This window comes from Paenibacillus odorifer (assembly GCF_000758725.1).
Classification (GTDB): domain Bacteria; phylum Bacillota; class Bacilli; order Paenibacillales; family Paenibacillaceae; genus Paenibacillus_AQ; species Paenibacillus_AQ odorifer.
Genome location: NZ_CP009428.1, coordinates 5,231,276 through 5,246,252 on the forward strand (window position 1 = coordinate 5,231,276; position 14,977 = coordinate 5,246,252).

Sequence of the window (14,977 nt, forward strand, 5' to 3'; positions counted from 1 at the left end):
CCTCAATTGTTTACTATTGGCAGTTCTTCGGAAATTTTTTCTTCTACTTCAAAGATCACTTTCATATAAACTTTACCATTCTCTTTCTTCTCATGCAAAACTTTTTGACTTTTGATGACGCTATCAACACCATATCGAGCTAAAATATCATTCTTCGCCCGCTCAATTCCCCTCGCAACTCCGGCTTCTGGAGTTATCGTATCCTTTGTTTCATTGATCTCCATTTCTTTCTCAGTCATCAGGCCCAGCGGCAACTCAATAGAACGCCAAGACAGCGGATCATGCTCTGTGAGCGTCTTTGAATTCTCAAAGGCGGATTTGCCATAACCCCACAGCTGAATAGCCCATTTCCCCAACACAAGATAAGTGCGATCCTTACGCTCCCCAGTATAGGTGCTATTTGTTGTTTTAAGAGGGACCTCGATATTGTACTCATGCCAAACCAAGCCCTTAACCTCACCCTTGGCTACCACATACTCTACATTTTCTTCGTCTCCAAGAGCACCGGAAATCAGGATATCTCCTTTTTTCACACGCGAATTACGCGCAACTACCGGTCTGCCCTGCTCCGCATATATTTCTGTTACCACCGCATCTGTTCGGCTAATTAAATGGCGCTGGCTAAGCAAAGGTTTGATGTCGGGCTGTTTAGCCTCTACAACCTGAATTTTGATGCTCGTCCCCGTCCGTTGCAGCCCTATCCAAGAAACACCCGGTAAATGGGCCAGCAGCCCCTTAGAGAGCTTGTCCGGCTCCTCCAGACGCCATATCCACTGAAAAGGGTACACCCCCTCCTGGCGAGCAGCAGCCAATATATCCTCAGAGGCAATCTTTTCATTTCCTTCGACTCTAATACTCCATACCATCGTAGATAACATAAAAAGTGTAATTCCAAACATTAAAATACCTATTCCAAAAAATTTCCTTTTCCACAGCCGTGCCATAAGAAATGGAAGTCCGCTTCTACCGGTAACGTGCATACGACAGCCTGTCTTTTTTAAAATCGGCCGGAGGACATAAAAATCATCCAGAAGCAGCTTAAGGGAAGCGCCGCCCTCAGCGGGCCTCACATCCCAAATCATGATTCCTGCTTCAGAAATGAAATTAATAAATCGCTCCACCTGAGGTCCCGTCACATGCAGTGTAACGAACCCCCGCAGTGATGACAGAGGTGGCTCCTTCATGATCTCTCCTCGCTTTCGTTATATCTGATCTCCCCGATAACGCCTTCTACAGCCAATTCCTGGCCTAGAATATTTCGGATGACAAGTCCCTCGCCTGTGATTTCAAGCGATCCTTTAGCTAACGCGAGCTTAAGCTGACCAGAGGAAAAATGCAGCACGCCGCGATGGTTCTCAATATGCAGTTCCTTATTGCCGATCAGGGTGATCCGGGGCATTTCCTGTAATAAGTCCTGTGGTAGATCCAGTACCCCGTTTGTCCATCCCCGCAGCCTGCGGCCAATACGGGTCATAAGTAGACGTTCCCCCTTCCTGCCTTCTGTACACCTTATGCGGCTACGCTTTTTTTTATGAGAAGAAGTAACAAAGGAGGACCCTTCTAGTGTGAAAAAAGCAAAAAAAGCCCCGGCAACCTATCGTAAAGATAGGAAACCGAGGCTTTATTGTTACTATGATCCGTAAATATTATCTTCGGGTAGAATGCGGCTGACGAGAACGTGGTGGCCCCAGAATCTCTGCCCAGACTACACCATTGCGCAGGTCGTCACGACTCCCTGTTTCATGTGTCTGGTCTGCCGCAGAGGGTGAGTTGGTGTTCTTAGTCTTATTTGACCTTTTGGAATCTGCACCCGCTATCCCGTCAAAAGCAGATTGAAGACGCCGCACCTCTTCTTGCATTCTTTGTGTGCGTAATTCAACTCCGTCATCGGCATGCTCCAAAGACATTCCTTCTCCAGTAGAATAATCTGGAGTTGGTATATACGCGGGTTCTGGAAAGGCAGGAGAGGCTTCATACTCCCGGTTATCCTCTGACATCGACTGCCGGGAAGAGGTGTTAACAGGAGCAGGAAATCCACTGCCAGACTCCGCTTGGCGCCCTCCATCGATATCCGGGCGCTTTACCCGGCGGAGCGGAGAATCCTCTCCGCCCCCAAAAGTGGGCATCCCCCCGCGAGGAGCTCCTTTGGGCTTGTTTTTAGTTGCTTTATTCACATTGGATACGATCGCGAATATAATAACCGCAATAATATAGATCCAGCTCATGGAGATTCACATCCCCTTTTATTTATTATTGTTAGGACGGTTATTGTCGTCCTGATCATTCATTTTGCCGAGAGATCCCCGCATTTGGGTATCTGCCTCGATGTTTTTGATATTCATATAATCCATCACGCCGATTTGGCCATTTCTGAGCGCCTCAGCCATCGCCATAGGCACCTGAGATTCAGCTTCTACAACAAGAGCCTTCATCTCTACTACGCGCGCCTTCATCTCTTGCTCGTGAGCGACAGCCATCGCTCTGCGTTCTTCCGCCTTGGCTTGGGCAATACGTTTGTCCGCTTCTGCTTGCTCAGTTTGTAGATAAGCACCGATGTTCTTGCCTACATCGATATCCGCAATATCAATGGAGAGGATCTCAAAAGCAGTACCTGAATCCAGACCTTTGGACAATACCGTCCGCGAAATCAAATCCGGGTTCTCAAGGACATCTTTGTGGGAATCACTCGAACCTACTGTCGTTACAATCCCTTCACCAACACGGGCAATAATCGTTTCTTCACCCGCACCACCCACGAGACGGTCGATATTGGCACGAACAGTTACGCGCGCTTTTACCTTAACTTCAATCCCGTTCTTAGCAACAGCCGCAACAACCGGTGTCTCAATTACACGAGGGTTAACGCTCATTTGCACAGCCTGCAGCACATCACGTCCTGCAAGATCAATAGCTGCTGCGCGAGTAAATTCCAGAGGAATATCTGCACGTTGTGCTGCAATAAGCGCATTAACCACCCGGTCTACGTTACCACCTGCGAGATAGTGACTCTCCAGTTGATTAATGTTCAGTCCAAGACCTGCCTTGGTCGCTTTAATCATTGGGTTAACGATACGACTTGGGGTTACACGACGCAGTCTCATCGCCACCAGTGTAATAATACTGATTCTAACGCCCGACGCTAATGCAGAAATCCAGAGCATAACCGGGAAGAAACTTAAAAACACGCTTAATACAATAATCACCACTACCGCGATAAACAGAATAGGAATCAAAGATGCTTCACCCATACTATATAACCTCCGTAAATTTATTCTAGAACTGTTATTGGTTCCAGTGTTTACCTTATTCCTTGATTTCTTTCACAACAATCCGTCCGCCCTCTACTTTAATAATAGAGACCGGTGCATTAGCACTAATAAAACTACCTTCTGTAACAACATCCACACGTTCGCCGCCTATCATAGCCGTTCCTGATGGACGAAGCGGAGTAATACTGGTTCCTGTAGCGCCTAATAAGCTAAGCTTCTCTTCTACGGGCACAAATCCCTGATCTTTAGTAAGGCTTTCCTTCAAAATAAATCTGTTCCAGATCCCTCGTTCTTTAAAAATGACCGCAACAATTACTACAACTATAGTCGCAGCTACGAAAGAGATACCTAGACTGAGAAGTGCATGCTTATAGCTGTAAGCAGCTCGTACGACACCCGCTACAAGGCTAACAGAGCCGAGCAGCCCCAATATTCCGAAGCTAGGCACAAAGAGCTCCAGCACAAGCATGACAAGCCCAATGATAAACAAGAGCCAAGTTTCCGCTCCGGCGAATCCTGCAACATAGTTGCCGAAGAAATATAACACAAAAGCCAATGTCCCGATAATTCCTGGCGCACCAAAGCCTGGAACAATCAGTTCAATTACAACGCCTGTAATCCCAATGAACAGCAGAATCGTCATAATAATCGGATTGGTCAGAAATTGCGACATTTTTTCCGCACCGGTATGTTCTACGCGAAAGATGTCGTCTGTAGTATATCCAAGCCAATGAATTGCTTCTTCAGAGGTATCTGTAATTTGATCAGCGTAACCAGCTTTTAAAGCTTCTTCACTAGACAAGGCAATGATCTCTCCCTGTATCTTAGTCACACCAAGCTCTGGCTTATCCACGACCAAATTACTATCCACCATACCAGCGGCAATGTCTGGATCACGCTCATTCAGAGCAGCAGCACCGATCATTTTAGATCTCCAGTAGGATATCATTTTGGCATCATCGACTTTTTGACCATTCATGTCTACCAAGGAAGCGGAGCCGATCATACTGCCCGGCTTCATGATTATTGCACCTGCATTAAGTGCTATGTAACTGCCTGCAGAAGCGGCATCACCTTTAATATAGGCAGCTGTTGGTATTTCACTCTCTCTTACCATCGTCCCAATCTCTTCTGCCGATTTCACCAGCCCTCCAGGTGTATCGACCTCTAGTAGAATAAGGACTGCTCCATAATTAGCGGCTTCTTCAAATCCTCTTTCCAAAAAGCTTTGCAAACCCCGTTCAATCTTTTGATCTACCGGAATAATAAACACGGGACCTTGTTTCAGCTCACTGTTCGTAACCCCCGGTGTTTTCGGGGCTGCCCCGTCAGCGCTTACATTCGTTGCAAAGGGTGTCAGGAGGAGTAACAGCAGGACCACAGGAATGCTAGCTAACAGTATTTTCCGTAATCTTCTCAATGATTTTACCTCCCTTCTTTAGCTTGACCCAGAACTCATAACCCTTAATACGCTGAAATTGGATTTACGTTTCATTACATAGAAAAGCACCCCTTTTGCAAGGGGTGCTAGTGCTATATTATTGCAGAAATTGCAGAACCGCCTGGTTCACGAGTTTACCATCAGCGCGACCTTTGACCTTAGGCATCAGTGCGCTCATGACCTTCCCCATTTCGCTCTTCGAAGAAGCACCGGTTTCCTGGATGGTCTGCTGTACAATTACTTTAATTTCTTCTTCGGAAAGTTGCTCGGGAAGATATTTAATAATAATCTCGATTTCTGCTTTTGTACTCGCGGCAAGCTCGTCGCGACCCGCTGATTCAAATTCTTGGAGGGCATCTTTGCGCTGTTTGATTTCACGACTAAGGATATCAAGCACTTCGTTGTCGTCCAATGTTCTCTTCAGATCTATTTCAAGATACTTTATTGTAGAACGAACCATTCGAATCGTGGAGAGCGTGAACTTGTCCTTACTCTTCATCGCTTGCTTCATATCTTCGTTCAATCTCTCGCTAAGATTCATGCGTGGGTAATCCTCCTAAAACTTTCTCTTACGAGCAGCCTCAGACTTCAGCTTTTTCTTAACGCTCGGCTTTTCGTAATGTTTGCGTTTCTTCACCTCAGCCAAGACACCATCTTTTGCGATGGAACGTTTAAAGCGACGAAGTGCAGCATCAATTGTCTCGTTTTTGCGAACTTTCGTTTCAGACACAGGTTTCCCCTCCCTCCGACCATACCGTCCAAGAGCATAACACGGTTTATCAAACTCCATTATAGGTCAAACGGAAATAACGTGTCAACCTTCGTGCTATTCTTTTTTCTGGCAAGTTCTTCAACATTAAATGATTATGCTATGCGTGGGAAGCTGAGTTTCCAGTGAGCGCACCCAGCTTGGCTCCACCCAGCAGGTGATAATGAAGATGAGGCACAGCTTGTCCACTATCAGGCCCGCAATTATTGATTAAACGATAACCAGACTCAGCAATCCCAAGGTCTTTGGCGATCTGTTGGGCTACACTGTGGATTTCAGCAATTAGCGGAAGATCCTCAGGTGTAACATCATTCATTGAAGCAATGAACTTCTTGGGAATGATCAACACATGTACCGGTGCAGCCGGCTCGATGTCGTAAAATGCAAGAATACGTTCATTCTCAAATACTTTTTTGGAAGGAATAGTACCCTCAATAATTTTGCTAAACACGGTCTCCATAGAGTGCTTGCCTCCTAAAAATTGGTGAAATTCCACTTCATCATAAGATAATCATACAGGATAATCATCAATTACGAAAGCAGCAAGCAAACTCAGTATAATCAGCACCAAACTGTATCTGTTACAGAATGAACCATTAAATAAATATATCAACACCGTTAGGCCTAAAAAAGACAAAAAAAAGAGAAACACCCTTCACAGCTTATAAAGCTGATTCGGCGGCGGACGTATGAAAAGGAGTTCATTCCCTGCCATACGTCCGCCGAGGTGTTTCTAAAGTAATGTCGGCTTAGCTGTATTATAACAGCGCGTTGATACTGTATCTGTGATAAGAATCACACACATTGTAGATCTTCACATTTTTTCCAAAAGGATCCGAGATCCCCCTCCACCCTGTTCAGCAGGTACTACTACCAGCTTGCGTGGCAGTCGTGCCCGAAGCTCTGGAACATGGCTGATAATGCCGACAGACAGTTGGTCGTTATGCAGTCTTTCCAGTGAGGTAATTACCGTATCGAGCAATTCCGGATCCAGCGTACCAAAACCTTCGTCCAAAAAGAAAAATTGCAATGGATACTGCCCCCGCAGCTGAATCTGTGCCGAAAGAGCAAGTGCAAGTGACAAGGAAGTTAAGAACGTCTCTCCGCCGGAAAGCGTGGAGACCGGTCTTCTTACACCACCGTTTCCATCATCACGGATTACAAAGCCACCGCCCGAATCAACCTCCAGCGCATAACGCTGTTTGCTCAGGAAACGAAGCCGCTGAGAAGCAGACTGGCACACCTGCATCAATTGTTCCTCCGCAATATACTCAACAAAAGCATTTCCACGTAAAACCGTCTGCAATTTGGACAAATGATCCTGTAGGGAAGCATGTTCTAGCCGCTGGGCTTCAAGCTCCATCCAGCGAATATGCCGATGCCGCAGATCCTCTAGATCTCGCTCTGCACGCGCTCTTGCTTGCAGAGACATTTCATCCTCTGACTTACACGCGCTTAAGCTCTCCTGGCTAACTTGCCATTCCTCTTCACTTAAGCTGGCTCCGTCAAGCTTCTCTTCAATATTGCGCAGCTGCAATGAGACTTCAGCTTCTTCAGCACGATGGGCACGTACCCGAGAAGATGAAATTTCCCGCTCTTCAGGTGCGAGAGCTGCTCCTTCAACCTCAGCGGCCGAACTAAACGGTGAAGAGGTTAAGCTTTGCTCCCACAGATGGCTTGAAGTCACATAATGCTCTCGAGCAGATTCTGCAGCCTGGCGGGTAATCGCTGCCTCCTTGATCTCATGCTGCGCTTTTTCCGCTGCCGTGAGATGTAATCGTTGGCTGGTCTCCACAGCTGCTAACAATTCCTGCAGACGACGCTCACACTCTGCTAGAAGTGGGGCAGCAGCGCGGCCATTAGTCCACTCTAGAAGACGCCGTTCTTTTTCACGCTGCAATTCTTCTTTGCCTTCCATCTGTGTATTCCACTGAGTAAGCTCTTTATCGAGTCCGGTGATGGTCTCCTGAAGATTCTGTAACGAAGCGCTTTTCTCATCCAGAAACTTGACACTGATTTCCAGTCGGGATCTAATTTCCTCAGCTTGAGCATCCTTGGCTAACAGCTCACGATAAGCTTTTTCTACCTCTTCCGGTCCCAAATCAGGGAACTGCTGTACCCAGTTCTGCCGCAAAGCGGTTAGTTGGCCACTCAGTTCCTCAGCTTTGGCGGTAAGGCCTTCTACCCAGCTTCGCTCACCTTCGGCACCCGCTGCTTCTTTGAGGCATAGCTGCTGAACTTCCTGCATCGATTGCTGCCATTGTATCGCTGTACGGCGCAGTTCTCCAGACTGGCTTTTTAATGCTAAAAATGCAGCATCAAGTTCTGCCAAAGCTTTTTCATCTGGGATGGACATATCGGTAGAGGAAACCTCTGTAGTGCTGACTTCTGAACCTGCCGCCGCAGGATGATTTACCGTATCAAAAGCTCCATCACCAAACACCTGCTCCAGCCAAACCAGGTCCTGCTCCCTTAAACCACGGAACATATGGCGTGCTTCCAAAGCACGTCTAGACAACACCCGAGCCTGTTGAAGCTTTGACTCCAGTTCCTGTTGCTCTAGGTTATCCTGCAATACAGCAGGGGCCGGGTGGTGTTCGCTGCCACATACAGGGCATGGTTGTCCTGCTTCCAATTCTTTAGCCAATCCAAGCGACAGTCTGTGCAACTCATGCCCCTTGAGGGCTGCTTCCAAAGAACTGATATGTTGCTCCAGGCTTTCTGCTGCGGTGCGCGCAGCTTCTTCTGTCGCCAGCAGCTTCTCTTGATGCAGCGCCGCCTCGCGGATCAGCTGCCCGCGAGAAGCTTCCTGCTGCTCGCGACGGCCCTCGGCCTCCGCGAGTCGCGCCTGCGCAGCCGCGAGTGCAGCGGCACGCTCGCGGCGCTCCTTCTCCGCCTTATCCCACTGGGATTCGGCGGAGTGCAGCCCTTGCAGTCTCTGCATCGCTTCTTGCAGAGACTGCCGCTCCTGGGAGCGGACACCGAGCGGCTGCAAGCTCTGCTGCAGCTCTTGCTGGCGCTTTTGGCCCTTGGCCAAAAGCTCACGCTCCCGGGCCATGCCCTCCCGCAGCTCCGCTAGCTTGCGGGAGGCCTCTTCGCGGCGCTCGCGCAGAGCCGCGAGTTCGCGCCGCAGGGCGCCGAGCTCGGACTCGAGCTCGAGCGCGCGGCGGTAGGTGTCGGCCCCCTGCCGGAGGGCCGGCTCTTCCGCCGCAAGCGCGGCCTGCGCAGCAGCCGCGGCCGCAGCGGCACGCGCCGCCTCCTGCTCGGCAGCGGCGGCCAGCACCTCTTGACCCTCCGCGCGGGTCAATCGGCTCTTGAAGGCTTCTTCCGCGCTTCGCCATGCTTTCAGCGCGGGAAGCCTAGCCTCGGCCTCGTCAGCTTGGCCGAGCTTCCGTTCAAGGAGGAGAATCTCCTCCTCCTTGGAGAGCAGTCCCTGCCGCTGCAATTCGCGGCGGGTCCGTTCCTCTTGCAGCTCGCGAATGCGCGTGAAACGCTCCGCGACCTGCAGCGCCGCCTCCAGCTTGCGGCGGCATTCCACAGCATGTTGGGCTGCTTGTTCGAGGCGCTCCGCCGCTGCCTCTACATCCTCTTTGCCTGCGCTGCCAAGCCCCTGCTGCTCCGCTTCGAGCGCGCGGAGCGCAGCCTCATTCTCCTTCACCCGCCGGCTAAGCTTCAACGCAAGCTGATCGCCATACTGTTCCAAATGGAACAGGCGCTGCAGCATTTGTCGGCGGTCTACGCCCCGAAGCGATAAGAATTCGGCGAATTTCCCCTGCGGCAATACAACTGCTCGCGTGAAGTCATCCATTTTGAGTCCAATATGCTCTTCCACACAACGTGTAACATCTGCGAGTTTATCCGCCATAACGTTATCCCCGTCAGGTGTGACTTCAATGAAACGGCTAATGGTGTTGCTGACTGTTTGCTCACCTGTCCGCTTGAACTTACGTTCAACACGATAACGATGTGCCCCAGCAGAGGAAGTGAGCTCGAAGGTAAACGCCACGCTGAGTGAATCCTCAGAGTGATTCATAATCCCCTGTGTCCCGTTAACGGCGCGCTCTACTTTCCCGTACATCGCCAAAGTAATAGCATCCAACAAACTGGACTTGCCGCTGCCCGTAGGTCCAAAAATCCCAAACAGCCCGGTCTCACACAGACTTTCAAAATCTATTTCCTGCATTTCTCTATAACTCTGCAATCCTGCAACTTTTAATAAAATAGGCTTCACCTTAGTTCTCCTCTCCTTCCTCCGGCTGCTGCCGTTCTTCTTCGGTTAGCTGTAAGAACAGCTCAATCAAACGATCCTCCGGCTCCGCCCCGCCCGTCTGCCGCTGATAGAATTTACGGAACAATTCTTGTACAGGCATACGTGAACGGGAAATCTGTTCGAGCTCCAGCTCCATTTGCGGATAAATCGGACGAATATGAATGATCCCCTCACGTGATTTACGCAGGCGCTGAATATCATTCATCGACATAGCTTCACTGAGCCGAATCTCCAAATCTATAAAAGCAGAAGCATCTCTACCTTCATCCAACCAGTTATATACCTCTTGCAATCCACCCGTAGAGCTCCATCTTACAAGTGGACGCCCACAGCGTAGATAGATTTCTTCGAAGGTCGGCTCACCGCCCGGCGCGACATCAATCAGCGTCACCGACTTGGCTTGTCCTGCTTCCGAAAAGCTATATGCCAACGGGGATCCGCTATAACGGATCATCCCTTCCCCTTTAACACGCTGAGCGCGATGAAGATGGCCTAGGGCAGTATATTGCGCTCCACAGGATAAAGCAGAAGGATCTACAGTGTAAGCCCCACCCACTTGAATCGGGCGTTCCGAATCACTCTCTACACCACCCAGCACATAAATATGGCTCATCGCCAAATTTACGGTTTGTCGGGTAAATTCCCTTCCCAACAGCTGCATGAGTTTGCCTACCCGTGCGCTGTAAGCCAGTCGAAGCTCCTCTTCCCCGCTGTCCCCAGCAAGCAGCTCACCAAGACGTGCCTCTGAGGGGTAGGGAAGGGCTGCGATTTTGGCAATCTCACCCGTGCGCGCAGCATGAACTGTCACTGGCTCTGAGGTTGGAAGTCCTACCAAGGTAATCCCCTGCCTTAATACAAGCGGGGAGACTGAAGATACGCGCTCCGGTTGGTCATGATTGCCGGCAATCACCACAAGGGGCCTGCCCCCTGAAGATAGCCTGGCAGCAGCCTCATAGAATAATTGCTCCGAAGCCGCTGGTGGATTAACGGAATCGTACACATCTCCCGCCATCATAATCAAATCCACCTTATGAAAATCGGCGATCTCCACCAATTCATCTATGAACTGCTCTTGCTCCTTCTGGCGGCTTCTTCCCTCCAGCGTACGGCCCAAGTGCCAATCCCCCGTATGCAATATCCGCATCTTCGTCCTCTTTCCCCGCTCCTATGCGGCAATGAATAATTTATAATTTCACAGCATGATCGCCGTCAAAAAAGTACAGCCAAATCTCGCTGATCGGTTCTCCCAAAATATCATGTAATGCCTTGCTGTATAACTCTAGCTGAAAACGATATTTTTCCTTAAGTGCTTCTAGGCCGCCCTGATGTTCTAATACAGAGTCCGTCTTATAGTCTAGCAGAATAATCCGGTCCTCTTCTCGGAACAGGCAGTCAATGACCCCTTGAATTAGCACAGCCTCACTAAAGCCTTCCTTATTGTTCTCAGGGGTAAGCTCCGAGACGGCTTCATTCATATAATCGAGCCCTCGATAAGCCTCACCTGCGGGAACCATATAACTGAATGGCATTTCTCTAAGCTTCCAAGAAGAAGCTATTAATCTACGTCCAAGTTCATTATTATAAAAAGCTTCTATCTGATCGGGAGCTACAGCCTCCACCTGCTCAGCAGTTAGAATAGCCACTCTCTGAAGTCGGGCTAAGGTTTCTTCCACAACCATAGGATCAACTGAACCCTCCAGCGGAATATGCTGCATGACTGTATGGTATGCTGTCCCGCGTTCCGCTGGGGTCAGACTGCGTTTTTCCATAAATTTCGGACGCCGCAAATGAAGACTGTCCGCACCTGCAACACTTGGACGTTTATCGTTTTCTATTGAGGTTGTAGAATTGCCTTCTTCCAGCAGATCAAAAGAGGGCTGCTCCTGTAATGACAACAACGCTTTTAACTCCGTAACAGAAGTTTTAGCCGGAATACCTGAGGCTGCCGCATACGGATAATTCCATTCCAGTCTTCTAGCAATTTCATCGCTAGTCTCTGTTTCATATATATTTACAGATTCACCCTTATGCAGTGCTTCGAGTACAGCTTGCCGTTCCTCTACCTTATCTTCAGTCTGATCCGTTGGCAGGAACGCCCCAGAATTAAGTTCGGAAGCATTTTGCACACTGATGCTCCAGTTGGAGACATCGTTGTGCAGCACCGTGGAGACGGTACCTTCTGAACCGCCCAGCTTACGAAGAATCGCCGCAGCAGGGTGCCGGATCAATGCCGGTCCAACCCAATCCAAATAGCTGCGCCCTCGGGCCAGCAGATGGTCTGCAAGCAGCAGCTCATCCCGGTTCTGTACGCTGCTCCAGCTAGCGATTTTGCGTGGCAAATCTCTTACGGTGCCCACTAGAATCATTTTATCTCTCGGACGAGTTAACGCCACATATAATACACGCATTTCCTCAGCTAATAACTCAAGCCGTGTACGCCGGTTAATAGCCAGATAAGGAAGTGTTGGGTAACTAACTCGCGTTTCCCGTTCCACAAAACGTGGCCCAAAGCCAAGCTCTTTGTGCATAAGAAATGGCGAATGCAAATCTTGTCGATTGAACTGTTTTGCCATCCCGGCTACAAAAACAACAGGGAACTCCAGACCTTTGGATTTATGGATGGTCATGATTCTGACGCCATTGCCTTCTTCACCGCCACCGCCAGCTACACCCAGATCTCCGCCATTCTCACGAAGCCGTGAAATGAACACCAGAAAACGGAACAATCCGCGTGCTGCGGTATCATTCTCAAATTGCACAGCCCGATCATACAAAGCTTTAAGATTGTTCTGGCGCTGCGAGCCTCCAGGCAGTCCTCCAACCCATTCCAGATAGCCGCTCTCCCCATAGATACGCCAGATCAGCTCACTGAGACTACCTTGTCTAGCCGCATTTCTCCAGCTTTCCAGCTGTTCTAGGAAATGTTTAAGCTTGCGCTTCAGTTCTGGACTGATCTGCGGCAGATCTTTATCAGGTAAAACATTATTTTCGACGGTGCTTGCGGATTCAATCACATGAGCCGAGAAGAGGTCATACTCTTCTTCAGCCTCTTTTGCATCTTGCATATCCACCGCCATCTGTACTGCTTGAAAAAAAGGACCCTGACTACACATACGCACCGTAGCCAATTCTTCTTCCGTTAATCCGACCACAGGTGAACGAAGTACGCCAGCCAGCGGAATGTCCTGCTGAGGATTATCAACTATTTTTAAGAGGGAAAGTGCAATTTCCACTTCTGTAGCTTCAAAATAACCTTTATTCAGATCACCATAAGCAGGGATTCCTTCCATCCGAAGCTCTTCGATGATTAGAGGGGTCCAGATTCTTGCCGAGCGAAGCAGGATCACGATATCACCGTAAATAACCGGGCGCATAATCTTGAGTCCTTTATCGTAGATAAGCAGCGGCGATCCACCGGTCATCCCCGTCATTTGTGAAATACGCCGGGCAATTGCCCGCGCTTCCAGCTGCGCCGTCTCGCTCTCAATGGCTTCACTCTCCTGAAGTGGCGCCTCACCGTCTTCAGAGGTCTCTTCTGACTTCCCTGCTGCCGAACCACGATCAATCAATAATAACTCCGGTGCAAAAAAGGTGTCGGGACCCTTCTCTGCTGCACCTGGGAAATTCGCTCCGTAAACAAGCTCAGCGCGTTCATCATAATTAATCTCCGCTACCGTCTCATTCATAATCTGCCGGAAGATCATATTCACGGCATTTACAACCTCCATGCGACTGCGAAAATTACGGGCCAGATCGATGACCGAACCGCTAGATGATTCATTAGTAATTTCAGATAGATCATCGATTTGGTGTGAGCCAAAGCTGCGGTATTTATCCAGGAATAGCCCCGGCTCCGCCAGACGGAATCGATAGATACTTTGCTTCATATCTCCGACCATAAACCGGTTACCGGGTGTTTCACGGGATATTAGCCGCACAATCTCCTCTTGCACACTATTCGTATCCTGATACTCATCCAGCAGAACCTCATCGAATTGAGCACGGTATTCCATAGCTGCATCAGAAGGCAGGGAATGACCGGGCGTAGAGTCCGGATGGCGTAGAATTTGCAGACAATAATGCTCCAAATCACTGAAGTCGACTAGACCTCTTCCTGCTTTTTCAATTCTATAACGTTCACCGAATGCTATCACTGTCTCTGCAAGCTCTGCCATCAATGGAGCCGCTTCGTTCAGCTCTTTCAAAAAAACCTCAGGCGGACGGCCAAACAATGCTTTCTGAAGATCTAAAATACTCTTCTTCACACTGTCGCGCAGTTCCTTCACCATCTCCTGCAGTCCAGGATCTGTCGAATCCTTCTTACAAGCCTTTAATTTCCCAAAATATACTTCCATGAAAATATCATATAATTCTGCCCAAGGTCGTTCGTTTACGGCATCCTGCAGTGCATTTACCATCTCAAGATCAGCGGTTAAATTCTCAGCATAGGGTGCCGGACCGCCCGGCTGCAGTGCAATCTCCCGGCCTTGAATCAGCTGACTGGCTGCGCCCGCAAGTGTCAGCTTCGCTTCTTCAAGAATGCTCAGCACCCATGGCGTTCCACCCAGACTTTCGGTGTCTGGCAATGAGAAATCAGCTGCAGTATTACGGAGCCATTGCGCAGGCCAAGGATGGCTGCGGGCATAATCATGCAATCGCTGTATGAGCGCATGCACTGCATCATCACTGCGTTCACCACTGAACCAATCAGCTAGCTGCACAAATATGCTATCCTCGCCATCCGCACCTACCTCACCGTACTTTTCCTCCAGCAACTCTTCGAGCAGCTCCTGCCGCATCATCTCCGCTTCATGCTCATTTAATATGCGGAAACCCGGATCAATCGGAATCATTTGATAATAACGCCGGATCACTTCCAGACAGAAGGAGTGTAACGTTGTAATCGAAGCTTTGCCCAGCAGGGATAGCTGACGGCGCAAATGGTCTTTCTCCCCATTCTCCTCCAGCTCCCGATCAAGGGCTTCCCTGATCCGCTGCCGCATTTCGGCAGCCGCAGCTTTGGTAAACGTAGCTACTAATAGCCTGTCTACACTGAAGCCGTTCTCTTCCTTACTGATTTTTCGAATAATCCGTTCTACCAGCACCGCCGTCTTACCGGAACCTGCTGCCGCAGCAACGAGGATGTCATCACCGCTCTCCGCAATGGCGCGCCACTGGTCATCACTCCATATACTTCCTTCCGGTTTCGCTTCTATTTCAGCCTTCAT

General features: G+C 49.4%; 11 protein-coding genes. All 11 read right to left on the reverse strand.

What is annotated here, in order from left to right; translation table 11 throughout:
* Positions 1 to 2: 2 nt before the first annotated feature.
* On the reverse strand, positions 3 to 1,184 hold the full coding sequence (yqfD, locus tag PODO_RS22930; protein ID WP_036683842.1) for a sporulation protein YqfD: 1,182 nt from the start codon (positions 1,182 to 1,184) through the stop codon (positions 3 to 5).
* Entirely contained in the window at positions 1,181 to 1,474 is a 294-nt protein-coding gene (gene yqfC, locus PODO_RS22935; RefSeq protein ID WP_036683844.1) for a sporulation protein YqfC, read from the reverse strand. Before yqfC ends, yqfD begins: the two co-directional genes overlap by 4 nt.
* Before the next feature lie 172 nt (positions 1,475 to 1,646).
* Positions 1,647 to 2,225, reverse strand: coding sequence for a YqfB family membrane protein (locus PODO_RS22940; RefSeq protein WP_038572896.1), 579 nt, complete (start codon positions 2,223 to 2,225; stop codon positions 1,647 to 1,649).
* Between the two features lie 18 nt (positions 2,226 to 2,243).
* Entirely contained in the window at positions 2,244 to 3,248 is a 1,005-nt protein-coding gene (gene floA, locus PODO_RS22945; protein WP_036683849.1) for a flotillin-like protein FloA, read from the reverse strand.
* A 55-nt stretch (positions 3,249 to 3,303) separates the two neighbouring features.
* Positions 3,304 to 4,689 (reverse strand): NfeD family protein, encoded by a 1,386-nt coding sequence (locus PODO_RS22950; RefSeq protein WP_038572898.1) that lies wholly within the window; start codon positions 4,687 to 4,689, stop codon positions 3,304 to 3,306.
* Positions 4,690 to 4,807: 118 nt separating this feature from the next.
* Positions 4,808 to 5,251, reverse strand: a complete 444-nt coding sequence (locus PODO_RS22955) for a GatB/YqeY domain-containing protein (RefSeq protein ID WP_036683862.1) — start codon at positions 5,249 to 5,251, stop codon at positions 4,808 to 4,810.
* 15 nt (positions 5,252 to 5,266) lie between these two features.
* The gene (gene rpsU / locus PODO_RS22960; protein ID WP_036657994.1) at positions 5,267 to 5,440 is read right to left on the reverse strand and encodes a 30S ribosomal protein S21; all 174 of its coding nucleotides are present in this window, start codon (positions 5,438 to 5,440) and stop codon (positions 5,267 to 5,269) included.
* Between the two features lie 139 nt (positions 5,441 to 5,579).
* The gene (locus PODO_RS22965; RefSeq protein ID WP_036683863.1) at positions 5,580 to 5,939 is read right to left on the reverse strand and encodes a histidine triad nucleotide-binding protein; all 360 of its coding nucleotides are present in this window, start codon (positions 5,937 to 5,939) and stop codon (positions 5,580 to 5,582) included.
* A gap of 354 nt (positions 5,940 to 6,293) precedes the next feature.
* Positions 6,294 to 9,710 (reverse strand): AAA family ATPase, encoded by a 3,417-nt coding sequence (locus tag PODO_RS22970; protein WP_038572901.1) that lies wholly within the window; start codon positions 9,708 to 9,710, stop codon positions 6,294 to 6,296.
* Position 9,711: 1 nt separating this feature from the next.
* Complete coding sequence (locus tag PODO_RS22975) at positions 9,712 to 10,893, reverse strand: exonuclease SbcCD subunit D (RefSeq protein ID WP_036683873.1); 1,182 nt, start codon at positions 10,891 to 10,893, stop codon at positions 9,712 to 9,714.
* A gap of 40 nt (positions 10,894 to 10,933) precedes the next feature.
* Positions 10,934 to 14,977 (reverse strand): helicase-exonuclease AddAB subunit AddA, encoded by a 4,044-nt coding sequence (gene addA / locus PODO_RS22980; RefSeq protein WP_038574767.1) that lies wholly within the window; start codon positions 14,975 to 14,977, stop codon positions 10,934 to 10,936.

What these genes read in the sequence shown, in the direction of transcription:
- yqfD (WP_036683842.1), bottom strand. Translation starts at nt 1,184, where the DNA reads ATGAAGGAGCCACCTCTGTCATCACTGCGGGGGTTCGTTACACTGCAT.
- yqfC (WP_036683844.1), bottom strand. Translation starts at nt 1,474, where the DNA reads ATGACCCGTATTGGCCGCAGGCTGCGGGGATGGACAAACGGGGTACTG.
- PODO_RS22940 (WP_038572896.1), bottom strand. Translation starts at nt 2,225, where the DNA reads ATGAGCTGGATCTATATTATTGCGGTTATTATATTCGCGATCGTATCC.
- floA (WP_036683849.1), bottom strand. Translation starts at nt 3,248, where the DNA reads ATGGGTGAAGCATCTTTGATTCCTATTCTGTTTATCGCGGTAGTGGTG.
- PODO_RS22955 (WP_036683862.1), bottom strand. Translation starts at nt 5,251, where the DNA reads ATGAATCTTAGCGAGAGATTGAACGAAGATATGAAGCAAGCGATGAAG.
- PODO_RS22965 (WP_036683863.1), bottom strand. Translation starts at nt 5,939, where the DNA reads ATGGAGACCGTGTTTAGCAAAATTATTGAGGGTACTATTCCTTCCAAA.
- PODO_RS22975 (WP_036683873.1), bottom strand. Translation starts at nt 10,893, where the DNA reads ATGCGGATATTGCATACGGGGGATTGGCACTTGGGCCGTACGCTGGAG.
- addA (WP_038574767.1), bottom strand. Translation starts at nt 14,977, where the DNA reads ATGAAGGCTGAAATAGAAGCGAAACCGGAAGGAAGTATATGGAGTGAT.